The sequence below is a fragment of the Vibrio sp. ZOR0018 genome, from assembly GCF_963865925.1.
In the GTDB taxonomy this organism is placed as follows: Bacteria; Pseudomonadota; Gammaproteobacteria; order Enterobacterales; family Vibrionaceae; genus Vibrio; species Vibrio anguillarum.
This window is the reverse complement of sequence record NZ_CAWMCN010000073.1, coordinates 143,290-170,063: the sequence shown is the minus strand read 5'-3', so window position 1 is coordinate 170,063 and position 26,774 is coordinate 143,290. Positions and strand designations below refer to the sequence as shown.

Here is a 26,774-nt window from a genome sequence, read left to right as displayed (position 1 = left end):
ATCTTTGCTTATCAAGCGATGTGCATCGCTTGATTTTATACTTCAGGTTGGTAGTGCAAAATTGTCATTGATATGGGCGACTGTAACAGCTCCCCTTCTGCATGGCCGGGTTGTACGTTACGTAAATTGGTATCGCATATCACTTCCCAGTTTTGGTTACGATCTTTAGGTAGAGTAAAACGAGCGGGTGCGTTGGTTTGGTTGATCAAATAGAGCATTTCAGCCCCATCCGATCCAATGCCCATCTGCAATGCCACAGAACTTAAGCGGTTCCAATCATCATGTTCCATCAGTGTGCCATCCACGCGTCGCCAGAATACGCGGTTGGCATTACGTTCCTCACCGCTAAAAGCACGAATAAAGGGCACCATATAAAGGTGTCTTGCCGCCACCATTTGACTCAACCAATGTTTGAAGTAGCTTTTGCGTTCGGTCATGTTCCAGTCAAGCCAACTGATCTCATTGTCTTGGCAATAAGCGTTGTTATTACCTTGCTGAGTATGAGAAAGCACATCCGCGGTGAGAATATGAGGAATGCCAAAAGCAAAAAGTAAGCTCGCCATCATATTGCGTTTTTGCTTTTCGCGAGTTGCTTTTATCACCATGTTCTCTGTTTCGCCTTCGACGCCATAGTTGTCGGAGCGATTGTCACCGTGACCATCTCGGTTTTGTTCACCATTCGCTTCATTGTGCTTATGCTTGTATGACACCAAATCTTGCATGGTGAAGCCATCATGATAAGTGATGTAATTGACGGTCAGTTTGTAGGGCCAGTTGGCGGCACTGTACAAGTCGCGCGAGCCCATTAAGCGTGTGGCGAACTCTTTTAAATAGCCTTGATCGCCGCGCCAGAAGCTGCGTGTGATATCACGTAATTTGTCGTTACATTCATTCCAACCGAAAGGAAAATTGCCTACTTGGTAACCGTTTGGACCAATATCCCAAGGCTCTGCAATCAATTTGACTCGTTTTAACGTTGGATCTTGCGCCACCGCTTTAAAGAACGCAGCATCGGGGCTGAAATTATCGCCATTTCTTCCAAGCGTTGCGGCCAAATCAAAACGAAAACCATCGATTTGGTATTCGCTAACCCAGTAGCGCAGCGTGTCCATGACTAGGTTAAGGGCGGGTTGATAAGAGAGATCAATGGTGTTACCACAACCGGTAAAATTCGCGTAATGTTGACCGTGTTTTAGATAATATTTAGGGTCGAGTGCTTTTAAATTGAAAATAGGCCCATCTTCGCCCCCCTCTGCTGAGTGGTTATAAACCACATCCAGTATCACTTCAATTCCGTGACGATGCAGTTCTCTGATAGCCGTTTTCAGTTCCGTTACCGCATCTTTTTGCGCATAACGTGGATCTGGCACCATAAACAGATAGGGGTTATATCCCCAATAGTTGACTTTGCCCATATCCAATAGATGTGGCTCATGCATACAAGCCGCGATGGGCAGTAGCTGTAGTGTGTTGATGTTTTGCTTGCGATAAAACTCCAGCATCTCCTCACTGATTAAGCCTAAATAAGTACCTTGTTCTGCTTTAGGCACTCGTGGATTGAGTTTGGTCACCCCTTTGACATGGGTCTCAAACAAAATAGTCTTATCGCGAGGTATGTGTGGCTTTTTAGTTGATTGCCAATCGAATTGATCGTCAACCACGACACACTTAGGCAGCTCGAAACTCTTTTTTGAACTAAATGGTGTTTTATAGCCTAAGTTTTTATCTATCGCCTTCGCGTAGGGGTCGGAAATATAGTGTGGCTCGTCACCATTTAAAATGAGGTAACCGTATTTTTGCCCTGCTTTAATGTTTGGCACATGAGTGTACTTCACGCCCGCATATTCATTCTCTAACTCGTGGGTGGTGAAACTTCCCTGTTGATCAAACAGAGCGAGTAGAAGCTGTTTATTTGCTGGAGCATGAATAGCAAAATTGCAACCTGTGTTATCAAGGGTTGCACCGAGTGGGTAAGGGCTAGAAATAGTACATTTCATATGGGCATCTTTAATTGTTATTTTGCTGCACGTCATCGCTTTAAGTAAAAAGCTTTGTTGATATTAGGTCAAGCGCCCAATGAATAAAATTTGAATGTAATTTTATTTCATTTTAATGATGTTATTGGCCATAAATAGTGATCAATAAGACATTTTGTATTCTATTTTATAACCATTAACTGATCTCCTCCCCCTGAAATCCGTGATCCGCGTTTTAAAAACGCCATACTATAAAATTACTCATCCTTTCTCCTCCCCCCCAAATTACTTTGAGGTGGAGGAAGCAAGCTTATTACGCCTTTAGTAACCTTATCACCGTTGAAACAACTGGGGACTTAGTCCCGTCTTACCTCTTCTTTTAGCGTCTATCTGTCAACTGCCTTGCAGGTTCCAATAGGAGAAGAGTGAAAGTTTTAAATGCTGTCCGTAGTTAAAATTTTCCATAAATATAAATCGTCCTTAATGGAGTTAAGAATGAAAAAAGTAAGTGTAATTGCTGCCGCAGTGGCTGCTACTCTAGCAGCAGGTTCTGCTTTTGCTGTTGATTTTAATGGTTATTTCCGCGCGGGTACCGGAATTAGTGGTCAGGGTAATGGTGATCTTGCTGTTAACAAGAATGGGGTAGGTCGTCTCGGTAACGAAAACGACAACTACTATGAGTTTGGTTTTGCTGAGGAGTTAAAGACAGGCGAGCAAACTTGGCGTGTCGAATCAATGATTGCACAAGGTAACAAAGGTGCAAATGGTTGGGAAGATGGCGATTTTAACGTTGCTCAGTTTGCGGTAAAAGCTAAAGGTCTTATTGCTGGTGATGAGTCTGCTGAAATTTGGGCGGGTAAATCTTATTACCAACGTAAAGATATCCACATCACCGATTTCTATTTCTTGAACACTTCTGGTACAGGTGGCGGTATTCAAAACCTATCAGTCGGCAATCAGAAACTGTCACTTGCTTTGATCCAAGATGGCGATAATACCAACTCAACGGGTTATATCTTTGATGCGCGCTTAGCCAATATCGGTCTTTGGGAAAATGCGAATCTAGAATTTGCATTGGCTTATAACTTTGCAACCGAAAAAGGTGATGCAACAGAGCAAGCTGATGATGGTTTGTTGGCATCAGCCATTCTGCACCAAGGCCTATCAAACGGCTTTAACCAAACAATTCTTCAAGTGGGTACCAATGGTTATGGCGTGCAAGCGGCTAATCTTTGGGGTGCAGGCACTTATTATAACCGTGGTAATGCAGATCAGAACGATGCAACTGGCTACCGTTTATTAAACTGGGGTGTAGTGAGTTTTGGTCAATCGTGGGAAATGGGCCATCAACTTGCGTACTTAGCAGGTTCTGATATTGGGGCTAGTAAAAAAGACATTGATCAGTATTCAGTTGTTGTGCGCCCAATGTACAAATGGGATGAGACAATGCGCACTGTATTTGAAGCTGGCTATAACGCTGGTGAGAAAATTAATAGTGCAGGCACAGCAACAGAAGATTTCGGCAATGCGAAATTGACAGTTGCACAAGCGTGGGCAATGGGAGACAGCTTCTGGGCTCGTCCAGAGTTCCGTGTATACGGCTCATACCTACTTGATACCGAAAACAAAAATGCATTTGCAACTGGCAAAGACACTGAATACGTCGTTGGCATTCAAGTGGAAGCTTGGTGGTAATTCCTCCTTGTTCTTATTAGTCTAAATCCATATGCTGATAGCCGACTGATGTCGGCTATTTTTTTAACGACTCGGAGATGAGTCGTTAAAAAAATACTAAAGGAGCGGAAAATGGTTTTTAAAACACTACTATTAGGTAGTTGCATTGCTTTAACTGGCTGTCAAACAGCTCCTGTTGTTGAGCAAACACAAAGTTCGGCAGTACAAGCTGTCAATAATATAGAACAACTACAAGTCACAAAAGTGAAGCTACCGAGTACAACAAAAATGGTGCTCACAGCCAATACTCAGCGCTTGCATAACTCATTGATTCATAGCCCTGTCGCCGTGTTTGAAATACCAGCCGATCGTGGCCAAATGAATTTAACGGTCACCAGCGAAATTCAAGATTCAGTATTTTATCCTTATGTTGTTATCACAGATAAAACAGGAACCGTTTTAGAATCGTACACCGGCACTGAGTTCGAATATCGCAAGCCACGTTTAAATTTGGGTAATCGTCTGGTTGCTGATTTGGAGTTTTATCCTCCTCAAGGTCATAAGACGCTGTTACTTATTGTTTATGCAAAGGAAAAAGATCTGTCAGGCGTAACTTATGTAGCACATCCCGGACGTATTGATGCCGAAGGCCGTGGTAACTACATGCCGGAATTAAAAGATATTCCGATGCCACACGGTTTGACTGGAACCATTGAGTTGGATGTTTCTGGTCCCAGCTTTCTATCGTTTGTGAAGCCTGAGAATAAAGTAAAGACAGTTTCAACGGATGAAGCAAAACTGACAAAAAAAGTGCAGCCAGATACTGAAACTTACTACAAGGTATCGATTCAGAAAGCGGTAAAAGCGAACGATATATCTAAAGCACTTAGCTTACTTGATGAAGCCAAAGCGCTAGGTATTGATGGAGCACAAGAAGTCTTTGTTAAAGCCGTGAATGAGAAATAATTAAAAATCGTACTACTGGCGTCCCTATGTGGACGCCTTTCTTTTTCTAGTCTCAAAATTCTGAGCTTCGATTACTAAAGATGACAAGCGAATTATCACTTCTCTCACTTTAGAACTCACTAGATCATTCAATGCAGAGATAAATATCATGGAACCCAAATGGTGGCATAGCGCTGTGGTATACCAAATATACCCGCGCAGTTTTTACGATTCTAATCACGATGGTATCGGCGATTTAAATGGCATTATTAGTAAGCTTGATTACCTTGCAGAGTTAGGCATTAACGTTATTTGGCTATCTCCTGTTTATCAATCTCCAATGGATGATAACGGTTATGATATTTCTGACTACCAAGCAATAGCTCAAGAGTTTGGTTCCATGGAAGATATGCAGCGTTTACTGAGCGAAGCACAAAAACGCAATATTAAGATAGTGATGGATCTTGTTGTTAATCATACATCGGATGAACACCAATGGTTTTTACAAGCGAAGCAATCACGAGACAATCCGTATCGAGATTACTACATTTGGCGGGATGCAAAACCGGATGGCAGTGCGCCGGATGATACAGGGTCAATTTTTGGTGGCAGTGCTTGGCACTGGGATGAGCAAACGCAGCAATATTATTTCCACCTTTTTTCTAAACGTCAGCCAGATCTGAATTGGGAAAACCCTAAAGTGCAGCAAGAAGTGCACAGCATGATGAACTGGTGGATTGAACAGGGCATTGGTGGTTTTCGATTAGATGTTATTGATTTAATTGGCAAAGAAATTGATAAGGGCATTACTGGCAATGGCCCGCGCTTGCATCCGTTATTACAGCAAATGAATGCCGCCACCTTTGGTAATCAAGATCTGCTGACCGTGGGAGAAACTTGGGGAGCCACACCAGACATTGCAAAACTGTACAGTGCGCCGAGTCGTCGTGAGTTATCGATGGTTTTCCAATTTGAACACATCACTTTGACGTGGGAGCAGGGTGACAAATGGAACCCTATTCCGTTAGATCTTAAGCAGTTTAAACAGGTATTAACCAAGTGGCAGATTGAGCTTGCCGATCAGGGTTGGAATTCATTATTTTGGAATAATCATGACCTACCACGCGCTGTATCTAAGTATGGTGATGACAAACGCTACCGAGTTGAATCTGCGAAAATGTTGGCAACGAGCTTACACTTTCTGAAAGGCACGCCTTATATTTATCAAGGCGAAGAGATTGGTATGACGAATGTGGCCTTCGATTCGCTCGATCAATACCGAGACATCGAGACGTTAAATTTTTATCGTGTGAAGACAGAATCGGGCGTTTCTCATCAGCATATGCTGGATGCTATTCATCAAAACAGCCGCGATAACGCTCGAACGCCAATGCAATGGTCAGCGGATAAACACGGCGGATTTACTCAAGGTTCTCCGTGGATAGAGGCGAATCCTAACTACCTAAAAGTCAATATTGAACAAGCGCTTGCTGATAAACAATCGATTTACCATCACTATAAAAAGTTAATTGCACTGCGTAAAAAACACCTGTCCATCGTCTATGGATCGTTCACGCCTTTATTTGAAGAACATGACCAAGTGTTTGGCTATGTGCGCGAGTACCAAGGTGAGCAAATTGTCGTGGTCAGTAATTTTTCATCGGCCACGGTTTGTTTAACAATACCCGAAAAGTTTCAATTGAGAGCGGTGGAGTGTTTGAGCTCTAATTATCAAGAGATTGAAAAATTAGAAGAAAACCTAGTACTCGAGCCTTATCAATCCATCGCGGTTTTGATGAGAGAGTAAAGTGAGTGGCTCATTTTTGATCTGGAATGAACGCAGCGATTTGGCTGCGTTTTTTCATTCATTGACCCAAATCGGAATCTATTCCTCAATTAGTGTGATTGTGCGTAACACTCTTGAAAAGAGTACGGTACTATCTTAGTGCTAAGGCTATGTGGCTTAATTAATCCACGAGCATTAGATATCACGAGCATTAGATATAGAGTGGCCTCTCTGTTTTGGATGAACGGATTTGACTGTTTCGTATGTTTTAAATGGTTCGAGACAGAATGAATGTGGTCAGACTTTTTCAAAGATTGAGAAAAATGGTCGATAATGAAGTTAATCAGCTAAATAAGATTTGAATCAATGAGCACTATTGGGATTGCCATAGGCGCAACCGGGTTATCACTTATCCTCATCTTCGTGTGGATGTTTTCGCTCTCTTTGCGCAAAAAACGCTTAGAGGAAGAGAGAAAAGAGAGAGAAATCGCTTATCGCAAAGCGATAGAAAAATCACGTGAACAAGAAAGACAAGATCGCTTGTTTAAGGCCGAAACAGGCCATGTGCCGACGATTTTGTATTTAGCGAAAGAAGCCGAACGAACCAACCTCAAAGAGGCGATGTACTGGTATGACAAAGCGGCAAATTATGACAATGTTACGGGAATGTATGGTGTTGTTCGGATTTGCCAAAAGTTTCGAGATGATCTGATTTTGCGGGAAAAAGAGAAGTTTTGGCAGACTTGTATTGCAGGCATTGAAGGTAACTTAACCGCAAAGTATGAAACTGGCATGGCCTATATTCATGGCCGTGGCGTGGAAGCGAATACTGCGAAAGGAGTCTCGTTAGTACAAGAGGCTGCGGAAGCGAATTTGCTCGACGCTGTGATTTTCATGGGGGATTGGTGTGTTTCACATGACAATATTGCGCCATCACCAGCGGATTCAACATTTTGGTATTCCAAAGCCGCGAAGCTAAATAGCCCGATAGGACAGATGAAACTAGGCTTGAATTACCTTAAGGGTGTTGGTGTCGCAATGGACCACAGTAAAGCTTGTTATTGGTTAGAGCGAGCTTCTGAAAAAGGTCATGTAGAGGCGATGTATCACGCAGGAGAAGCTTGGATAGATAAAGGTTCAAATGGCAATGCTATTGCTTATATTTGGTTATTTTTATCGGCTCATTTTGGTTTTGAACCAGCAAAGGTGCTAAGAGATCAAGTGGGCTCACGTATCGGTGTCGATTCTGTTGTGGGGTTGCAATCGTTGGCCAAACCACTCATGAAGAAAATCGGCGCGGGTACTGTAAGTAAACACTCAATTATTAAGGCGCTGAACAAGCTCTACAAACGTGGGATCCCTATCCCAGAGAAAGGGGAGTTGCCTGATGAAGACGATCTCTCATTGAGCGTAGTGGCGGATGCCTCCGAAGAGCGTTTGTCATCCAGCCCATCTGATGATCATGAGGTTCTAACGCGATTAGATTTCTCCAATACTTCAATGGACAGGTAATGTTGGATCGATAAAGTGGCTAAGCACTGTAAATAAAAAATCTCTGAAATGAAAATCCCCAGCGAATCGGCTGGGGATTTTTGTTGGTACCGGTTTTAGTGTATCGAATGATTATGCTGATTTATTGTGCTCAGCTTGGCAAACCGCAGCGGTGAAGACAACATCTGTGGAGCTGTTGAGCGCGGTTTCGGCTGAATCTTGAATCACGCCTATGATAAAGCCAACGGCAACAACCTGCATTGCTACGTCATTTGAAATGCCAAATAGCCCACATGCGAGCGGGATCAGCAGCAGTGATCCACCGGCCACACCGGATGCGCCACATGCAGAAACAGCAGCAACGATGCTCAGTAGCAAAGCTGTCATCAGGTCAATTTCAATACCTACTGTGTTTACTGCAGCTAGGGTGAGAACCGTGATAGTAATGGCGGCACCAGCCATATTAATGGTCGCGCCGAGTGGGATCGAGACTGAATAAGTATCTTCATCCAGTTTTAGTTTCTCACACAATGCCATGTTTACTGGGATATTGGCGGCGCTTGAACGTGTGAAAAATGCGGTGACACCACTTTCACGCAAGCACTGGAACACCAATGGATACGGGTTTTGGCGAGTTTTCGCGTACACAATGATTGGGTTGACAACTAATGCGATGATCAACATAGCACTGAGCAATACGAATAAAAGGTTGGCATAACCAGCCAAAGATTCAAAGCCAGTCGTGGCAAACGTGGATGCAACCAAGCCGAAAATACCAAACGGTGCTAGGCGAATAATAAAACGCACAATTTGTGAAACGCCGTGGCTTAAATCTTCAAATACGGCTTTAGTTGTTGCTGAGGCATGGTGTAAAGCTAAGCCCAACCCAACAGCCCATGCCAGAATGCCAATATAGTTTGCACTCATTAGAGCATTGACTGGGTTATCAACCAGCTTAAACAACAGGGTATTAAGCACTTCAGCGATACCTTGAGGAGGCGTTGCACCTTCTGCCCCCGCAACCAATGTTAAGGTTGTAGGGAAGATAAAGCTCAATACAACGGCAGTAAGAGCGGCGGTGAAGGTCCCAAAAAGGTAAAGCACCACGATTGGGCGCATATAAGTGTGTTGGTTTTTCTTTTGGTTTGCGATGGACGCGGCGACCAAAATAAACACGAGGATCGGCGCTACGGCTTTAAGTGCGCCAACGAAAAGGTCGCCAAGTAGGCCGACGCTTTTCGCATCATCGGGTGAAAGGGTTGCTAATATCCCACCGAGAACGATACCGGCGAGTATTTGCAGAACCAAATTGCCACGCGCAAAACGGGCGAAAATATTGTTGCTTTGCATAGTTATCCCTGCAATAAATCGAATTACATCCTGCATGACCTAAATACTATGAAGCCATAGCATCGGTTATGGTAGACAAATAGAGTTATAGTGACATCAGTGAGCTCCACTGAAGGGGTAATGATATCTACGCGGGATATTGTGTCTAGAATTAATTGATAATCAGCACAAATAATTAATCAATGTGTGGAAATGCAATCGATTTTGAGTGAAATGTAAATAAAATGTAGCATTTGTGGTGGTGGAATGATAAGCCTCTCGTCGGGATGTCTCGCTCTCGCCATTAGACTGGTCAATGAGCGTTTAGTGCGATGATAAAAGAGGGTAAGCCAACATCGCTCACCCCCTTCTTTTTAATGGTGTGCCATACCACTCATCACTTTTTTTACTGATGCAGTAATGGTTTGCTGCTCACCATTGGCAAAGGTCAGTTGTACGTCAATCTTTTCACCTTCAACCAATGGTTTCTTCAAATCAAAAAGCATGATGTGCAAGCCGCCCGGTTTGAGTTCGACGTGCCCTTTGGCCGGAATTTTAAATTCAGTGACTTGACGCATTTTCATCACATCTCCTTCGGTGATTACATCATGCAACTCAACTTTCCCTGCCACATCGGTGTTGGCCGATACAATGAAACGGTCCGTTTCACCTTTATTCATGATTTGAGAAAATACTGCGCTGGTGGTGGCGGTTGGTGCGGTAGCACGTGCGTAAGGGTGATGTACCATTATATCTGTGTTCGCAAAAGCTAGTGGGCTAAGGGCAAGGCTTGCTAAAAAAAGAGCATTGAGCTTCATGTTATTTTCCTTGTGATGACGTCATTATTGTTTTGATGGCTTCAACAATGGGAGCCGGTGAAAGCGTGTGTGGGACTTTAGTGATTAATGTTCCATCTGGTTGTAAAAAGTAGAAGTAGGAGCTGTGATCTAATGTGTATTTCAGTTCAGATCCCTTTAATTCGGTTTTGCGGAAAATGACGCCATACTGATGCGCCAGTGGTGTTGTAATGTCTAAAGGAGCAGAAAGCCCCTCGATCATAGGGTGGAAATATTGTGCGTATTGATGAGAAGCATCGGCAGCGTCACGCTCTGGATCGAGAGAGATAAATAAAGGGCGCAACTTTGCTTTGGTTACATCATCCAGTTGATTGAGTGCACCTGCTAACATAGCAAGAGATGTTGGGCAGACATCTGGGCAGCGTGTAAAGCCGAAGTAAACAACACGTATGCGTTCATCTTTAGTATCAAAAATAGAGATGGGTTGATTTGCTTTGCCAAATAAAATCACCTCAGAAGATGAGCTATTACCGCTCTCTAAATCCATACTTTGCTGCGTATCAAAATAGGTTTTTATACCAAAGCCTAATACAAACGCAACCACCAATGCCAGAGACCAATTTTTACTCATCTTTCCATCCTTATTGCCGGAAATACTTGGGTACGACCATCAGAGAGTTCGCCAATCCATGTCATTTTTTCAGTCGTGCAAACTGGGAGTACAATCTGTGCTGTGTAGAGCCCGTCTTCCTGCGGCGTCAGTACATATTTAGCGGTGCCCATCTCCATCTCTAGCCCATTGAGTGTGAGTGTGAGTTTACTTGCATTGGCTTGTGGCCATTCAACGGTCAGAGTGTTAGCCACCAAAGGTTGAGATTTATCGTGTGCCAATGTCATGACAACATCTCCTTGTCGACAAGGGGCACTCGACAACTGGCAATATCGATTAATATCTGGAGAAGAGTGTGCTGAAGAGAGCCAATTGAAAATATCGCTGCTAAAGTAACCCGCTAGCAGGGCTAGAACAAAGACGCCGATTTTGATTGCGTTGTGCATGGGGACAATCCAAGCGGTTATAAAACGCGAATGTTATCACAGCTATCTTTTTTCAGTGGTGACGAATGGATAAAATGTGCAACAAATCAATATAGTAAAGGTGAGTTTCCCCACCTTTTCTCATTCATGCTATGCGGTGTGATTTACACATCGTGATGTTTTGCATATTGCTCCAAGCCAAGCACGAGGGCAACAGCGCAAAGCATCAATAAAATGGCTACCAGCAGTTGCGAAGGCTGTGAAGTGATGGACTCAAATTCCAATGGAGAAAGGTTTCGCTGTAGTAAAGGAACGAGCTCGCCGTGAGAATTGGTTCGCCAAGTGAGCGTTTCTTTCCAAGGCCAGATTTTGGGTAAGGTGCCGATCATTAATCCCGTAAGAAAAATTAAGGTCAAATCTCTAAATTGTTTGAGTAACCAAGACAATACGTGAGAAAAACTCAGTAAACCACCAATACATCCGAGTAAAAAGAGTGCCAAAATATCGGCTTGCATCTCTTTCACCGCGCCCAGTACCGGTGCGTACATACCAATCAGCAACAGGATAAAACTGCCAGAAATTCCCGGTAGAATCATGGCGCAGATGGCAATAGCACCGGCTAGAACTGTGTTCAGCGCTGTTGGTTCCATCTGCATTGGGTTAAGCACCGTAATACTGTAAGCAAACGCAACTCCCAGCAAAGCGAAGAGCAACCGAGAAAGTTTGAATTGCTCAATTTGTTTCACAATATGGAATACCGAAACTAGAATTAAACCGAAGAAGAATGACCAAATGGGAATAGGATGCGTGGCTAACAGCCAAGAAATGAGTTTAGCCAAAGAGAGGATACTGGTGAATATTCCCCCAAACAGTGCGAGCAAGAAGAAGCCATTAATATGTTGAAATGCGGCGGCTAACCCATCTCGTTTGACTATGCGCAATAAACTCGGGTTAATCCTACGAATGCTTTCAAGCAAAGTGTCATAGATACCAGTGATGAATGCAATGGTTCCACCCGAAACACCCGGCACAACATCGGCGGCGCCCATGGCCATCCCTTTTAAAAACGTACTGAAATAGTTCATTGAATCTGCATGATTAAGTGTATGTGCCGGAAGTATATAATGAAATAACTAAGAAATGCTTGTACAAAAGATGAGTGAGTGGTGCTGGCTTAAGGTGAAAAAGCGCAGAAAGTTAGTTTGTTTTATAGCAACTGGGTGAGTATTGTTTTGCATTCGTTTCGCATAATGCAATTTGCGTAATGCGAAAAAGTACTACATTTTGATGAATTAATGCGATGCATAGCTAAAAAGCAGACCTTTTTTAGTTGGCATACTTAATGCATAATACTGTTCGACCCTTCTTAAAGCCGAGGGTCACCTAGCCAACTGACGTTGTTAGTGAATGAATTTGTTCACACTATATATAAGCCAATCGCATCATTGCGGTTGGCTCTTTTTTTGTCTGTTAGGTATGATACGCCTCCTCGCTCGTCTAATGAGAGTTTGCAAATGACAATCAAAAGCCGTGAGCGAAGATGTTTTTCGAGCAAAACCAGTTAGGCCATACGTTCGTAAAACCCATCAAATAAACATCGTATATCATTGTAAATAAACAATATCCATAAGGATGATCCGTATCGATCAATCGTATTTTTTTCGAGTTTATCAAGCTTTCTTTGATGATCTCCAAACTCATTAAGGAAGATGAGTGAAGCAGTAATAAGAGGTTATATGCACCATTTAATTTCAATTGGGCCCCTTGAGTCTTTCTTAATCGCTATTAGCGTGCTTTTTTTAGGTCACTTTATTAACGCAAAACTGCCTATCTTGGAAAAATTCAACATTCCTGAGCCCATCGTCGGTGGCTTAATTGTCGCTTTCGCGATCACTCTTCTACATTTTTACGGCTTAGATTTAGAGTTCTCATTGCCGTTGCAGAATATTTTTATGCTGATGTTTTTCAGCACCGTAGGCCTTGCGGCCAATTACACTCAACTGGTTAAGGGTGGAGCAAAAGTCTTTCTTTTCCTCGCCGTTGCCTCGTTTTATATCATCATCCAAAATGGCGTCGGTGTATCGTTAGCTACGGCTCTTGGTCTTGACCCACTGATGGGGTTGATCGCCGGTTCTATTACCCTCTCGGGTGGACACGGTACGGGAGCGGCGTGGGCTCAAACATTCAACGATAATTATGGGCTTAGCAATACGCTAGAAATTGCCATGGCCTCAGCGACCTTTGGTTTGATCATTGGTGGGATTATCGGTAGCCCAGTTGCCCAAAAACTCATTAATAAAAACGGGTTTGAATCTGAGTATGGACGAGGAACCAAAACGCACGATAAGTTCCCAGAGCTGGTTACTTACAATGAATATGAAGAAGATAAAGTCACCGCTAAGAAAGTGATTGAGGGTTTGTTCATCCTTCTTATTTGTGTCACTGGTGCTAAATATTTAGAACAGTGGGTAAGTGCATTTGAAATCAAATGGTTGATGATCCCCGATTTTGTCTATGCGCTTTTCATCGGTGTGTTCATTACCAATGTACTGGAATTGACGAAAGTTCATAAAATTGATGCTGAAACCGTTGACATCTTAGGCACCGTTTCTCTATCGCTATTTCTTGCTATGGCACTCATGAGTTTAAAGTTATGGAATATTTTTGACTTGGCAGTTCCATTTCTTGTGATTCTGACGGTGCAATCGGTGGTATTGGGTATCTTTGCTTATTTTGTGACTTTTAAAGTGATGGGATCAAACTATGACGCTGCTGTGATCGCTGGTGGGCACTGCGGTTTTGGTCTTGGAGCAACCCCAACCGCTGTGATGAATATGGGCTCATTGGTGACACGATATGGGCCATCACCACAAGCGTTTATGGTCGTGCCTATCGTAGGTGCATTCTTTGTGGATATTGTGAATTTGGTTATCTTACAAGGGTATATTTCGTTTCTCGGTTAAAAATAATAGCAATACACCCTAACTTATTGGTTAGGGTGTATTGCTTACTTCAGCGTTAGTTTTGTGCCATCAAACTTCAGTTGACCTAATAAACTTTTCGCATTTTTGACACCTTCTTCATCAAACTGCACTCCGTAACGAGCATAGTGCAGTGAGCGTTGCAAGTTACAAACTTTACCCATCAAAGGCGCAAAGAATTGGCTGCTGCGAGGATCAGTAAATAATTCGAGACTAATCTTATCACCCACTTGGAAAGTACGCCCAAGAGGAGGTGTGACAAAACGACAGCCACTTTTGGAGAGATCTCTTACCTCACAATCCGACTTATGCGTTCCTACCGTTGCTTTTCCTGCTAGATTCACATCGTAACGAGCTTCTTTGCGCAGTTGGGTCACTTGCATGCTGTTGGGAATAGATAACATGGCGAGCGGTATAGGCTCTTGCAATACATGTAACAACTGGCTACGAAAATGGATTAAAGCTCCTTCGCCACGTGGTGAAATAGCTCTGATATTCATCCAAAAACCTTCTTGGAAGAAAAAAGAGAGATCATCTGCGGAAATTTTAGGAATTTCTACAAGGAGATGGGAATGAGAGTAGGTACCGATAAATGACGTTTTACACTGGAATTTCGTACCAACGGGAGTGGTTATACTTAAGGTTAGTTCGCTACTGTGTTCAACCATAGATAACGCATCAGTACTATTAAGTGTCGATAGGGTTTTATTACGTTCGGTTGAACGGTTTGGGTTCTGTTCATCTTTCAGCACTGCCGACTGCGATTCCATCTTAATTTTCTCCGTGATGCAGTAGCTGCATTTTATTCTAATTTTTGTAATAGTTTAAATTCTAGGGGTAGATGTTGGAAGATTCAATTCTGAGAATATCAATTTATTTGATTTATATATCAATTAGGACGTTACTATGATTCATGAAGTGCAACATGATATACAAAATTGTCAATATAAAGTACATCTTGAGGGAAATCTATTCGCAACTGTGACATACCAACAGCAGGATGAAGTGTTGTTTATTACTTCGACTCGCGTACCGGATGAACTTCAGGGTAAAGGATACGGGAAAATAATGATGGAGAGTGTATTACCGCAAATTGAAGCGCAAGGTTACACCATCAAACCTGTCTGTAGTTATGTTGTGCATTATTTAAATCGACACAGTGAATGGCAGCATTTATTGCATCGAGAGTCGTAGCATACAAGCCCATTAGCTCGGTGCTGTGTTTACTTTTAATGTGACCGCGACCAGTGCATGGTCAGTACTAAAGTTATCGAGCTCATAGCTCGGGTTGACCAGATGTTGATCAAGCACAGTATAGTGGCTGATATAGCTTTTCATTGGCTGGATAAAAGGCGCGAAGTCTGCGGAAAGGAGAATATAGTCGAGTACAGATCCCGTGGAGCCGGCGTAATGAGTGGCTTTGCGAGGCTGCTCAACACTCTCGGTATGCAGATCCCAAGCATCGTAAAGCGCATAGCCAGCCAGCGGTTGCTGTGTATCTGGTCTGCGGTATAAGGCCTGTGATAGTAGTCCTTGAAACTCTTCGTGATGTAACGGTTTATTAAAATCGCCCATTAGCACACAAGGCCGCCCAGTTTGTTTTTGAGTATTGACGATATATTGGTGAGTCAGGTTTGCTTCAAAGCCTCGCTGAACAGTAGAGAGCCAGCGTCCTAGCGTTTCTTGTTGCCATTCATCGATCAGATGATGAGGTGCCGCAGGCGATTCTGCCGGACGTTGAGATTTAAAATGCACAATATAGACATCGATATCCCCGAGCATTGGTAGGCAAACCGTAGCGTGTAACGGTGTACGATTAAAGCAAAAAGGGGCAGCTTGGTTTGGTAACGTGCCATGTACGGCGCTCACTTGGCGCAGAGAATAGCGAGAGGCAATTACTACAACCGGATGGCTATAGATGTATCCATCTTTGACGATAGGTTCATCTACACAGGCCACATACGGGTAGCCTAAATCCATCATCTGGTTGCGCAGTTCATCAAAACTGAAAACTTCTTGAAAGCCAATGATATCGGCATCCAGCTGTTTGATCTTCTGGCTAAACCATTGCTTTTTTTTCTGCCACTCTGCTTGCGTGTAAATATTATCGAACTGATAATATGCGTTCGGCGGAGCTAAATAATTGAATAAATTAATCGTTGCGAACGTAATCGTCATGTTAAATCCCAATATTTGTGTCTCGGTCGATCTTATACCCGAACGGTGTAATTTAGCAGTGCTAATCCCTAACCTTGTTTCCTGTTGTGATGAGCTCTCGCCTTTTAAGGCGACTTGAGTATATGATGCGCTGAAACATAGATAAGGATCTCTCATGTACCCTAAAGCCTCTCAAGGTTGGCGCACGCCACAAAATTTCCTATTGATTATCTCCATTATTGTGCCGATTGCATTTTCTAGTTGGATGGCACTGTTGAATAATTTCGTGATTGAAAAAGCGAATTTCGATGGTTCAGACATTGGCTTATTACAAAGTGTACGAGAAATCCCCGGATTTTTAGCCTTCACCGCCGTATTCGTTTTACTGTTCATTCGAGAGCAGCGATTTATCCTGATCTCATTAGGTATGTTGACGTTAGGAACCGCGATGACGGGTTTTTTCCCTTCTTTAACCGGGTTACTGCTCACGACATTATTGATGTCGACTGGGTTTCACTACTTTGAAACGCTTAAACAATCCTTGTCTTTGCAGTGGTTAAATAAAGATGAAGCGCCAGAAATGCTTGGCAAACTCATTTCGGTTGGAGCACTTGCATCACTGATCACCTACGGTGCTTTGTGGGTAATGTTAGAAGTGTTTCAGCTCGATTTTAAATGGGTCTATGCCATTTCTGGCGGTGCTGGTTTTGTGCTGGTGTTGATCATTGCATTTGCCTTTCCTGAATTTAAAGCGGAAGTGCCACAAAATAAAAAGCTCGTGCTACGCAAACGTTATTGGCTGTATTACGCCTTGACCTTCATGAGTGGTGCGCGTAGGCAAATTTTCACTGTTTTCGCTGGTTTCCTTATGGTGGAGAAATTTGGCTATTCAGCGGCCGATATTACCTTACTGTTTTTGATCAACTATTTGTTCAACTTTTTGTTTGCTAAACGTATTGGTAAGTTCATTGGTGTAGTCGGCGAGCGTAAAGCGTTACTGTTTGAATACACGGGGTTAATTGTTGTTTTTGTTGGGTACGGTCTTGTACAAAACGCACATTGGGCGGCGGCACTTTATGTGGTTGACCACCTCTTTTTTGCCTTGGCTTTGGCGATTAAAACTTATTTTCAGAAAATTGCAGATCCTGCGGACATGGCGTCTACAGCGGGAGTTTCTTTTACCATTAATCATATTGCGGCCGTGTTCATCCCCGCCACGTTTGGTTTAATTTGGCTTATCTCTCCGGCGAGCGTCTTTTACATTGGAGCGGTAATGGCACTTGTTTCGCTGCTTTTATCACTCAATATTCCAGTAAAACCCGAAGCGGGTAATGAAGTTAGAATTCTGCGTTGGAGCGACAGGTAGCAAAAGGGTCGTTTACGACCCTTTTAACATGATGCCAATAGTCACTAGACAAGCAACATCTGGGTTGGCTGTTTTTCAACGTATGTCGTGATGGATGGTATCTAATGATCTATGTAGAGATAGTTTTGCCAACTTTTCATCCGGATGAGTACCTTACGCATAATCGAGACATGAGAGAAACTGTCTGAATAGATAGCGGCTTCAAAAGCGGTTCCGAGCGGTAGGTGATAATCGCTTAAATCATCGGTAACTTTAAGGGTGACGAGTACGCGTCCATTGGTACGTAATGCCTCAGTTCCTAGCAAGGTGCCTCGTGCTTGGATCTGGCTTTCACCAATCACAGGCAATATCTCAACCACTTCTCCTTTGAAGACTTTTCCGGGCAGTGCTCTGAACAAAAACTCGGCTTCAAAGCCCGGTTTTAGGCGTTGAAGAGAATTTTGCCTAAATGCAGCTGTGTAGATTTTATCTTCTGTGTGTACAAACGTCATCATTGGCGCTAAGGGTAATGGTACGGACATCGCACCTGGTCTGAGAGCTAATTGCGTCACATAGCCATCAGTAGGCGCTCTGACAATGGTTTGTTCAAGGTTGAATTGGGCTTGTCTAAAATCGGCAAGCAGGCGAGCAACGGTAGTATTCTCACCATTGATTTCTGAGTTTAAGGAGATATTGGCTTGATTTAGACGTGCTTGGGCGACTTCTACTGCTGCCTCTGCTGCTTTATAAGCTTGGCGACGGGTATCAAGATCTTGTTCGGTGAATGCACCTTTATCATACCCACGTTGATAACGAGCATACTCACGTTGTGCTTTATCCCGGTCAGCGATAGCCTGTACTTTCGCTGCCGCAGCTTCAGAAACATTCGATTCTAGGCCGAGTGCACCTTGGCTCGCCTCTTTGATCTGAGCTTCAATTTTTGCCAATTCCGCTTCAAAAGGCACAGGGTCAATTCTAAAAAGCACATCACCTTGTTTTAAGGGCTGGTTTGCTTGTACCGGAACCTCAATCACTCTTCCTCGTACTCCTGAGACGACAGGTGTTGTGGAAAAAACTTGGCTACCCAATTGAGTAAAAGGATGATTATAGTTCATCAGTAAGATCAGGGTGCCGATCAAAATAACGCCACCTAATACAGCGGTAGGGACGGTCCACTTATTTAATGGAATTTTAAAGACTTTGAATATCGCAATACATAAAGCGGCATAAGTCATGATCAGAAGTAAATCCATTATTTTGTCTCCTGATTACTGGCATGGTCGATGTTCGCTTGAGCAACGGGTGGCTGCGCTTTTAACTCATGTAATTCTCGAGTGAGTGTTGCGACTTGATCGATAAGTTCATCGACACGATGATGAATATCGTGCTGCTCTTCTTGAAGTTTAGTGAACCCCCACCCGCGATCTTTTCGCCATAAGGTTGCCCAAATCCACAAAAATGGCCAGATTGCATGTAAGGTAAATAGACTGACCCAGCCAGAAACATGAATGGCATCTTGATGTGGATGGTCGCGCTCTTTGGCGATTTCATAGGGGATATCATGAATGACGATGATTCCATAAAAAATGACCAAGGCTACGAAAATCAGTAGACCAAGGGCAAAGTAATCTAAAAACATAGTTGCTCCTGTATTTCAATGACGAGTGTAAACGGCAGCCAATAGCTTAACGTGATGGAAAGTTACTCAGTGCACACTTGGTTGCGGCCATTCGCTTTCGCGCGATATAAGGCTTTGTCGGCGCGGTAGAATGTGCGTTGTGTATTTTCACCATCTCGATGCAAGGTTATACCGATACTGACGGTTAAGCCGCGCTCACCTAGAATATCGTGCCAACCAAATTGGAATATGCGTTCTCGATAGTTTTCGGCATGCATTTCAGCTTGGTCGAGCGAGCAATCTTCTAAAATCACCAGAAACTCTTCTCCACCAAAACGGACACAGGAGGAGCCTCGGAATTTAAAGTAGTTTTTCAACTCACGTGAAACATTGACTATCGCTTTGTCACCAACCAAGTGACTAAGTTCATCATTAATCGATTTAAAATGGTCAATATCAATGACTAAAAATGCAAATAGCTTCTCATGAAGCAGTAGGTCTTTCAGCTTTACATCTAACCAGCGGCGGTTGTGTAAGGTGGTGAGTGGGTCAGTGAAGACATCCTGTTGAAGTTGGGCTACAGCATTCTTTTGATGTTCGGTGGTTTCTTTGAGCTCGCGATTTTCAATCTCAGATAAGATCAATTTCAATTGCAATTCAAAGCGCGATAAGCGACGCAGTTGATTGGCCCCCAGCTCACTAATCGGGATGTTTTTCATCAGATCAGTTTCAATTCGAAAGCCCTTTTTTTCATAAATCAGGGCGGCTTGATAAAGGCCTTGGCGCTCGCACACGGCACTGAATGCTCGATACAGCTGCTTGGCCATCGTGGGTGACGTGTATCGTTGCAGACGTTTGTCTGTACTGGCCAGCATCATATTGGCAATATGACTTTTGCCTATTTTAGCCAGGCAGTTGGCCGTTTCAATTCGAATCATATTCGATAGCCAGGTGGAATTCATATTCCCAGCACTGTACTGAACACTAGAGAGCGTAATGAGCGCTTTATCGACTTGATCCTGATGAAGATAAAGTTGAGCTTGATAGAGTGAAATTTGCCCGGTAAGAATTTTATCGCTGACCAAAATACTCAGCTCTTCACACTCTTTAATTAGGTCGGTGGCGGCGGAGATTCGGTGCAGTTGAATGTAACACGATAGCATGTAAAGTTTATAACGCAGGCGTAATGAGCGGCTGGTGATTGCGTGATCAATACTATCAATTTTTTGATAGTAACGAAGGGCTCGGCTGTGTTCGCCATAAGCATCACACAGGTTACCCATGCCAATGACGGCTAGTACATATTCGTCAATGTAACCCGTGTCGACGGCAATATTAGAAGCGGACACATATTCGTTGAGCGCTGCGGCAAATTCACCGCTTTCCATTAGGCGATCGCTCAAACTGTTTTTCACAGACAAAATAATTTCGGCGTCCTTAGGCAATTCAAGTAATGCTAAGGCGTGACGAAGCTCCTCTATGCTGGCGGACGACTGATGCAGTTCTGAACGATACTCTGCACTGATGATGTAGCTAAGTGCTTTTTCTTTTGATGTTGAGGCTATATGTTGTCGGACGTGATTCCAGAAAATGATGGCCTCCTCTCCGGAAACGGAGGTGGCATCCAAACCCGTATCTTTAATCTTACTGAGCAGTACTTCCATGCGACCATTCCTGAGGTTGACTGTCTTCCAGTTGTTCTAATGTGAATGGGAAACTCAAAATGTCTTGGAACATCACTTGAGGTAGCGACCCCGTTAATCCTTTTCTTTCCCAGGGGTATATTTCAATCATCTTAGCCAATACATGGAAGACGTGCAGCGCTGCATCGCCTTTATCGGCAAGAAGCAGCGCTAAGCGTTCGCTACTTAAACGAGAAACGAGATCTTTTTGGTTACAGAGCGAGTGGGCAATCTCGGTACATACATCGAGGTACTTTGAGTCGTTATGTTGGATGACAATGACGGCGTGATTAGAATGCTTCAACTCGGTCTTGAATAGCATGAGTTGTTCCCACCAATAAGTCTCTGAAACTACATTGGAGAGATGTTTCTCTGGGTCGTATTCGTGTTGACCACGAATACGGTTAATGAGTTTACGTGCTCGTTGCTCAAGTTGTCGCTTAGAGGCTCTTGCTTTATCAAGGCCAATGCGCGCCGTTTGTTCTCGAAGCATCTCAACCGTAAATTGGCGATATTTCTTAAATGAGGCTAAAGAAGCTTTAAAATCACCACGCTGCTCTGCGACTAGGGATTGTTGGTAGCAAATTTGTGAAAGTAGCTCACCTTTATCAAACGAAGCCGCGGAGGCTTCAGCAAGAAGCAACAGCTCAGTTGCTTTCTTGGAGTCTTTTCTCAGCAGTTCCAAACGAGCTCGACTAATGAATGAGTGAGCCTTCATCCACACAAGGTTATGCTCAACAGCAAGTTCGAGTGCTTTGGTGGTTGCCGCTTCCGCATCTTCGATTCGTTCAAGCCCGAGCAGTGCCAAGCCGCGAAAATCCCAAACCTCGGCTTGCCAAGTTTTATCGGGATGATCCTGTAGCGCTTCTTCTGCACCATCGAGCACCGTGAGCATATCGATGTATTGGTTAAGTAGATAGAGATCCCATGCCCACAGAATACGGGCTTTGCCTTCTAACCAATGGATACGGGCATTATTAGCAACTTTAACGGCTAGCTCGTGTGTTGAACATGAAAGTTGATATTCGTTGGTAATACGCCAAACATTACCCAGACCAATGAGGCACTCTATCTGGATATCAACTTCATCAACCAGAGCTGATTGTTCTAAGGCATTTATCCAATATTGTTGGGCGGTATAATATTTTGCCTGACCCCAAAGTTGCAGCGCGTGAATATGCAGAATTTCGGGAAGGCAATCATCAGTATCGAGGGTATTTTGAGTGGATAAGGCTTCTTTAATGTATTTTAAACCCACGCGGTAGTCCATTAGACACCAAGCGCAGCGAGATAAAATGATCAAACATTGAATCGCCCCTTCTGGGAAAAAGATCTGCTGTGCTCTCAATAAACACTGCTCCGCGACGATCGACACCTTCTCCGGCTCAGTTTCAATACGGGCTCTAAGCTGTTCTATTTCAATTTCAAGAAGGTATTGGCTTTTATCCAAACGGGCTGTTCCTCAAAAGTAAGAAGCCTAAGTCACCGATTCATTATATGAAGCCAACGTTAAAGCGCACTATTTACTTTCCCAAAAGTGGGTGCATTGGTTATTCATTACCACAATAATCTGCGCTACTTCACAATCCACAGTCTAAATATAACCTAAAAATCTAAGAGAGTAGTTCTTTCAATGTCAGTGGATGTTTGGTTAATTCCAAATTTTGGGCGGCGGTGAATCCATGTTTATCTTGGTAGCACAGATTGTGCCAAGCACGAAAAATATCCAGCATTGGTTGTAGGCCGCCAGGGCGAAGTTTGCGCCTCGGTTCGTTGATAAAGCTTTCGAATAACAGCTGGAAGCGTTTTTGATAGAACTCTGTTTGCTTAATCGATGCTTTATCGAGCCAAGCTTCGGGTGTTGGATTGTCTCCTGCCAAATAGCAAACACCTTTGGCAGCCTGTGCCTGATTGGCAATAGCCCAGCGATCTCGCCACCATCCCATGTGAACAATGTCCGTTTTATTCACGGAATGTCCATTTTGCCATTGCGGATCTTCCTCAACGTACATCAAGTCAACATTCTTACGCTTGATTCGCGGCAAACAGACGCTCAATGCGGCAGAACGTAAAACCGGATCTTGAGGCAGATAGATAGAAACTCGCTTATCTTCAAGGCACAAATCCAGCACGTGGAGGAAGTGAGCATAAGAGGTGTAAGGAGGGCGAATCAAGGCGCCTTTAGAAGGGTAATGAAAAGTGGTGAGGTTACCCATGGGGTCTTCAACATTACCGCGGGCTAAAATTGTTTGGTATTTCTGATCAATACGCTCACGTAATAGCGGAGATGCGTCAGGAGTGGGTAGATTCGCTTCGGATGAATGTTCACGAGAAACAAAACGCGCGGGCGAGTGATAGGGGTTGTGATCAAGCTCGCCTGCAGGCTCTTCATTGGCGGAATAGTTTACGTGCTGACAGAGTATATAGCCTGTTTTGGCTTCACCTGTTGCAAACCACAATACGCCGTTGTCGCTATGGGGCTGGAGCGGTATGTAATTGCAAGCCAGTTCATATTGGTTTGCATGATTCACCCAACGCGCATCAATCATGGCCAGTTTTCGCCGACAGCGACTGGCAATGTGCTCGACATGATCATAAAACGTTTTTGGGTTGATGGATAATTTACGGCAAATCTCTCGCACCGAATAACTCATGAAGAGTAGGCCGAGTAAGGTTTCTTGAAAAACGAGTTTTTTGTTGGCTCCTGACCACTTATCAACAAAGGTACTCTGACAAGCTTTGCAACGGTATCGCTGGCGATCGCCGCTGTAGCCAAAAGCGTGATAGAGGTGTTTGTGCGTATGAACAGATAAACCGAAATTTTGGCAATCATCACTGCGACAAGCGGGCAACCCGTCGCTGTGAAGCTGTCTTAAACGGTGTAATTCGTTTAACACTTCTCGGTTGTTAAGTAAGGGGGGGAAAGCTCCACATTCACGACAAACCATCGTTGGACGCTTCGGGTTTACGCGCTGCAGAACGTACCGTTCGGCTTCACTCAGTCCAAAGTTGTCACACGCCAATGTTTTACAAAAGTTGAGTTGTAAACCATCTGCGTCCTTGGGTAGTTGGTCGTTGGACACAATCGCCCCCTCGGGGTAATTTAAGGCTGCCAATTTGGGTGAGCAGCTGAGGTTTAAAAATTAGATACTAATCGCTGTTTCAAGCGCGACTTTCATCATGTCGTTAAAAGAGGTTTGGCGATCTTCAGAGCTTAATTTCTCACCGCGAATGATGTGGTCTGACACCGTAAGAATCGTCAATGCTTTTGCGCCTAGATCCGCTGCAACACCATAAATACCGGCCGCTTCCATATCCACACCTAAGATGCCAAGCTTATTCATTTTTTCGAATAAATCACCTTCAGGCGTGTAGAACAGATCAGCGGAAAACACGTTGCCTACCTTCACGGGCACGTTTTGTGCGCGTGCTTGATTGACAGCTGTTTCAAGCAATCCGTAATCCGCAATCGCGGCAAAATCGTGGTTGTTAAAACGGATGCGGTTAACTTTGGAATCGGTTGAAGCACCCATACCAATAACGATATCCATTAGATTGACATCGTCACGAACTGCGCCACAGCTACCAATACGGATGATATTTTTTACACCGTATTCTGAAATCAACTCGTGAACATAAATCGAGCATGATGGAATGCCCATACCGTGGCCCATAACGGATACTTTTTTACCCTTATAAGTACCGGTATAACCGAACATACTGCGAACATCACAAACCTGTTTAGCATCATCTAAAAAAGTTTCAGCAATGTATTTTGCACGTAATGGATCGCCTGGCATTAGAACGGTTTCAGCGAAATCACCAACTTGCGCATTAATGTGTGGGGTTGCCATCGTTGTTACTCCAAAGTTTTCGAGTCAGCGATTTATCCGCAATAAGTGGATTAAATTACTAATTCTGTTGAATCTGATGTGTTTTGTTGAGGCAATACTAGCTAGACCTGACACTGTTCCTTGAGAGATTAGTCACAGAATGAAGGTTAATACCCTTTTGCGAGCTCATTGATAACTAAAAGTGTTGAAAGTGGTAAGGCAATCGATTTGGGTAAACGTTTACCTTTTATGTGTACATAAATATATTTTGTATAAGGTTGTTGGAGTGTGCTATACATTATACAACAAATATTTTTGTATATGAGGCGGCGATGAGTAATCCAGAAATTCGTATCGGGATCAGTGCATGTGTGCTGGGAGAGCAAGTCCGTTTTGATTCTGGCCACAAAGCGAGTGACTTTGTGACCAAAGAGTTAACGAATTATTTCTCTTTCATACCTGTTTGCCCAGAGGTTTCGATTGGCTTAACCGTGCCAAGGCCTACCATTCGCTTGATCTCTCACGAAGAGCGTTTAGCGCTGGTTGAAACTAAAGATGAAACCAAAGATTACACGCAAGCCATGTTCGATTTCTCAGAACGAAAAGTTGATGAACTCGAATTGATGAAATTGTGTGGTTATATCGTTTGTGCGAAATCCCCAACATGTGGCATGGAAAGAGTCAAAGTCTATAAGCATCAGCGAGCGGATAAAGAGGGCGTTGGGCTTTATACCGCCACTTTGATGCGTAAAATGCCGTGGTTGCCTGTAGAGGAAGATGGCCGTTTGCATGATCCTGTGCTTCGCGAAAACTTCATTACGCGTGTCTACTGTTTACATGACTTTTATCAATCGATAGGTGACAACCCGACACCGGGCAAAGTGGTGGCCTTTCATTCACGCTACAAATTGACGTTAATGGCGCATCACCCGCAAGCGTATCGAGAACTCGGCCGTTTGGTGGCTGAAGTCAAGCAGCATCCGCCACAGTATTTTATTGAGCACTATCGCCAAGGGCTAATGGATGCACTCAAACACAGAGCGAGCCGTAAAAATAACACCAATGTTCTAATGCATATTCAGGGTTACTTCAAACGAGCCTTAAACAAAGAGCAAAAAGCAGAATTAGCTCAGGTCATTGATGATTACCGAACAGGTGTTCTTCCTTTACTTGCGCCTATTACGTTGCTCAAACATTACATAAAAATGTATCCCGATGCTTATCTGCAGCAACAGCACTATTTATCGCCTTATCCACAAACGTTAAGGCTACGTTATGGACTATGAGAACGCACTGACTGAAAACATGATGACTGAAAAATTATACGCTATTCGAGACGTTGCCGAGATGACTGGAGTAAAGCCCGTTACCTTGCGTGCATGGCAGCGCCGCTATCACCTCGTTCAGCCACAGCGCACGGAAAAAGGGCATCGCCTTTATTCACAAGAGGATATTGCGACGATTCGCACTATTCAAGGCTGGCTGGCGAAAGGGGTTTCGATTGGCAAAGTGAGTGCATTGCTTAGTGGCAGTGAAAGCATCATCGATACTTTGGCAAATCATGGTTCAGAGCTTTTAGAGCAAGAACAATTGCTGCAAGCTTTAGTGGATCTCAATAAAGGCAAAGCGGAATCAACCATTGCTACAGTATTGAAAGAGTATCCGTTAGAGATTGTTGAGCAGCAGTTTGTCTTTCCTGTCATCGACACGTTAGAGCGGGTTAAAGGACCGCTGCGCAGTTTGCAAAAAGGGCTTTTTCAGGCACTGATGATAAGCAAGTTGAGCTCGATCATTGAAGCGGAAAACAAAGCGGCAACTAAAGGAAAATGTCTTTGCGTTAATCTTGATCCAACATCGAGCATACTGGCTTGGTTATGGTTCGTGGGAAAGGTGGAAGCTGGGTATAACCTCACTATCTTAGATGGTGTCGAAGATCTTACCGCTCTTGTTGATCATGATGCTTTAGCAAACTACCAACAGGTTGCGCTGTTTGCCAATCGAGCGTTAACCGAGCAGCAAGTTCAAGCGTTACGGAAATTGCGTATCTCACTGGGAGATAAGCTTTCGTTGTCAGATGTGGTTGCTCGTCTGCACCATTCGTTAGATTAATCAGTAAGGATGCACA

General features: G+C 43.7%; 23 protein-coding genes. 9 read left to right on the top strand and 14 right to left on the bottom strand.

The features are described from left to right. Window positions 1-35: 35 nt before the first annotated feature. A complete protein-coding gene (glgX, locus tag AACR75_RS03505; RefSeq protein ID WP_017048138.1) occupies window positions 36-2,033 on the bottom strand; it encodes a glycogen debranching protein GlgX in 1,998 nt (665 codons plus the stop codon). Between the two features lie 438 nt (window positions 2,034-2,471). Here glgX and lamB point away from each other — a divergent pair, with 438 nt between their 5' ends. The 4 genes from lamB (at window position 2,472) to AACR75_RS03485 (ending at window position 7,893) form a co-directional block, all read left to right on the top strand. Continuing rightward, the gene (lamB, locus tag AACR75_RS03500) at window positions 2,472-3,671 is read left to right on the top strand and encodes a maltoporin LamB (protein WP_017042148.1); all 1,200 of its coding nucleotides are present in this window, start codon (window positions 2,472-2,474) and stop codon (window positions 3,669-3,671) included. A 111-nt stretch (window positions 3,672-3,782) separates the two neighbouring features. Further along, complete coding sequence (locus tag AACR75_RS03495; RefSeq protein ID WP_047688765.1) at window positions 3,783-4,616, top strand: MalM family protein; 834 nt, start codon at window positions 3,783-3,785, stop codon at window positions 4,614-4,616. A gap of 148 nt (window positions 4,617-4,764) precedes the next feature. After that, a complete protein-coding gene (locus AACR75_RS03490) occupies window positions 4,765-6,402 on the top strand; it encodes a glycoside hydrolase family 13 protein (RefSeq protein ID WP_047688763.1) in 1,638 nt (545 codons plus the stop codon). A gap of 345 nt (window positions 6,403-6,747) precedes the next feature. After that, window positions 6,748-7,893: a tetratricopeptide repeat protein gene (locus tag AACR75_RS03485; RefSeq protein WP_017045034.1), complete on the top strand. Its 1,146-nt coding sequence runs from the start codon at window positions 6,748-6,750 to the stop codon at window positions 7,891-7,893. Between the two features lie 111 nt (window positions 7,894-8,004). On the opposite strand, the gene sstT is transcribed toward AACR75_RS03485, so the two are convergent. The 5 genes from sstT to AACR75_RS03460 form a co-directional block, all read right to left on the bottom strand. Further along, the gene (sstT, locus tag AACR75_RS03480; RefSeq protein WP_026028166.1) at window positions 8,005-9,222 is read right to left on the bottom strand and encodes a serine/threonine transporter SstT; all 1,218 of its coding nucleotides are present in this window, start codon (window positions 9,220-9,222) and stop codon (window positions 8,005-8,007) included. A gap of 353 nt (window positions 9,223-9,575) precedes the next feature. Further along, on the bottom strand, window positions 9,576-10,019 hold the full coding sequence (locus AACR75_RS03475; RefSeq protein WP_047688761.1) for a copper chaperone PCu(A)C: 444 nt from the start codon (window positions 10,017-10,019) through the stop codon (window positions 9,576-9,578). Window position 10,020: 1 nt separating this feature from the next. Further along, window positions 10,021-10,629 carry an SCO family protein gene (locus tag AACR75_RS03470; protein WP_013868355.1) on the bottom strand — a complete coding sequence of 203 codons (609 nt, stop codon included), beginning with the start codon at window positions 10,627-10,629 and terminating at the stop codon, window positions 10,021-10,023. Then, window positions 10,626-11,054, bottom strand: a complete 429-nt coding sequence (locus AACR75_RS03465; protein ID WP_017048144.1) for a hypothetical protein — start codon at window positions 11,052-11,054, stop codon at window positions 10,626-10,628. Before AACR75_RS03465 ends, AACR75_RS03470 begins: the two co-directional genes overlap by 4 nt. A gap of 143 nt (window positions 11,055-11,197) precedes the next feature. Next, the gene (locus tag AACR75_RS03460) at window positions 11,198-12,118 is read right to left on the bottom strand and encodes a DUF368 domain-containing protein (protein ID WP_047688758.1); all 921 of its coding nucleotides are present in this window, start codon (window positions 12,116-12,118) and stop codon (window positions 11,198-11,200) included. 651 nt (window positions 12,119-12,769) lie between these two features. Here AACR75_RS03460 and gltS point away from each other — a divergent pair. Then, on the top strand, window positions 12,770-13,996 hold the full coding sequence (gene gltS, locus AACR75_RS03455; protein WP_047688756.1) for a sodium/glutamate symporter: 1,227 nt from the start codon (window positions 12,770-12,772) through the stop codon (window positions 13,994-13,996). 44 nt (window positions 13,997-14,040) lie between these two features. Here gltS and AACR75_RS03450 read toward each other — a convergent pair whose 3' ends face one another. Then, complete coding sequence (locus AACR75_RS03450) at window positions 14,041-14,784, bottom strand: flagellar brake protein (RefSeq protein WP_013868359.1); 744 nt, start codon at window positions 14,782-14,784, stop codon at window positions 14,041-14,043. Window positions 14,785-14,920: 136 nt separating this feature from the next. On the opposite strand from AACR75_RS03450, the gene AACR75_RS03445 reads away from it, so the two are divergent. Further along, window positions 14,921-15,208, top strand: a complete 288-nt coding sequence (locus tag AACR75_RS03445; protein ID WP_013868360.1) for a GNAT family N-acetyltransferase — start codon at window positions 14,921-14,923, stop codon at window positions 15,206-15,208. Window positions 15,209-15,220: 12 nt separating this feature from the next. On the opposite strand, the gene AACR75_RS03440 is transcribed toward AACR75_RS03445, so the two are convergent. Then, window positions 15,221-16,348 carry an endonuclease/exonuclease/phosphatase family protein gene (locus tag AACR75_RS03440; protein ID WP_047688753.1) on the bottom strand — a complete coding sequence of 376 codons (1,128 nt, stop codon included), beginning with the start codon at window positions 16,346-16,348 and terminating at the stop codon, window positions 15,221-15,223. On the opposite strand from AACR75_RS03440, the gene AACR75_RS03435 reads away from it, so the two are divergent. After that, on the top strand, window positions 16,347-17,537 hold the full coding sequence (locus AACR75_RS03435; RefSeq protein ID WP_019280775.1) for an MFS transporter: 1,191 nt from the start codon (window positions 16,347-16,349) through the stop codon (window positions 17,535-17,537). The two genes, AACR75_RS03440 and AACR75_RS03435, sit on opposite strands and share 2 nt — an antisense overlap. Window positions 17,538-17,638: 101 nt before the next feature. Here the strand turns inward: AACR75_RS03435 and AACR75_RS03430 are convergent, their stop codons facing one another. The 6 genes from AACR75_RS03430 to deoD all read right to left on the bottom strand — a co-directional run bounded on the left by AACR75_RS03430 (window position 17,639) and on the right by deoD (window position 24,670). Beyond that, window positions 17,639-18,769: an HlyD family secretion protein gene (locus AACR75_RS03430; RefSeq protein WP_013868363.1), complete on the bottom strand. Its 1,131-nt coding sequence runs from the start codon at window positions 18,767-18,769 to the stop codon at window positions 17,639-17,641. Beyond that, on the bottom strand, window positions 18,769-19,155 hold the full coding sequence (locus tag AACR75_RS03425; RefSeq protein ID WP_013868364.1) for a DUF3302 domain-containing protein: 387 nt from the start codon (window positions 19,153-19,155) through the stop codon (window positions 18,769-18,771). The genes AACR75_RS03430 and AACR75_RS03425 overlap by 1 nt, the downstream gene beginning before the upstream one ends. 62 nt (window positions 19,156-19,217) lie before the next feature. Further along, window positions 19,218-20,798 (bottom strand): diguanylate cyclase domain-containing protein, encoded by a 1,581-nt coding sequence (locus AACR75_RS03420; protein WP_013868365.1) that lies wholly within the window; start codon window positions 20,796-20,798, stop codon window positions 19,218-19,220. Then, complete coding sequence (locus AACR75_RS03415; protein ID WP_013868366.1) at window positions 20,779-22,266, bottom strand: hypothetical protein; 1,488 nt, start codon at window positions 22,264-22,266, stop codon at window positions 20,779-20,781. The genes AACR75_RS03420 and AACR75_RS03415 overlap by 20 nt, the downstream gene beginning before the upstream one ends. Before the next feature lie 163 nt (window positions 22,267-22,429). Then, window positions 22,430-23,899 carry a lactate dehydrogenase gene (locus AACR75_RS03410; protein WP_026028170.1) on the bottom strand — a complete coding sequence of 490 codons (1,470 nt, stop codon included), beginning with the start codon at window positions 23,897-23,899 and terminating at the stop codon, window positions 22,430-22,432. Between the two features lie 60 nt (window positions 23,900-23,959). Then, window positions 23,960-24,670 (bottom strand): purine-nucleoside phosphorylase, encoded by a 711-nt coding sequence (gene deoD / locus AACR75_RS03405; protein ID WP_013868368.1) that lies wholly within the window; start codon window positions 24,668-24,670, stop codon window positions 23,960-23,962. Window positions 24,671-24,981: 311 nt separating this feature from the next. Here deoD and AACR75_RS03400 point away from each other — a divergent pair, with 311 nt between their 5' ends. Continuing rightward, complete coding sequence (locus AACR75_RS03400; protein ID WP_047688751.1) at window positions 24,982-25,935, top strand: YbgA family protein; 954 nt, start codon at window positions 24,982-24,984, stop codon at window positions 25,933-25,935. Further along, the gene (locus AACR75_RS03395; RefSeq protein ID WP_047688749.1) at window positions 25,925-26,758 is read left to right on the top strand and encodes a MerR family transcriptional regulator; all 834 of its coding nucleotides are present in this window, start codon (window positions 25,925-25,927) and stop codon (window positions 26,756-26,758) included. The genes AACR75_RS03400 and AACR75_RS03395 overlap by 11 nt, the downstream gene beginning before the upstream one ends. Window positions 26,759-26,774: the final 16 nt, after the last annotated feature.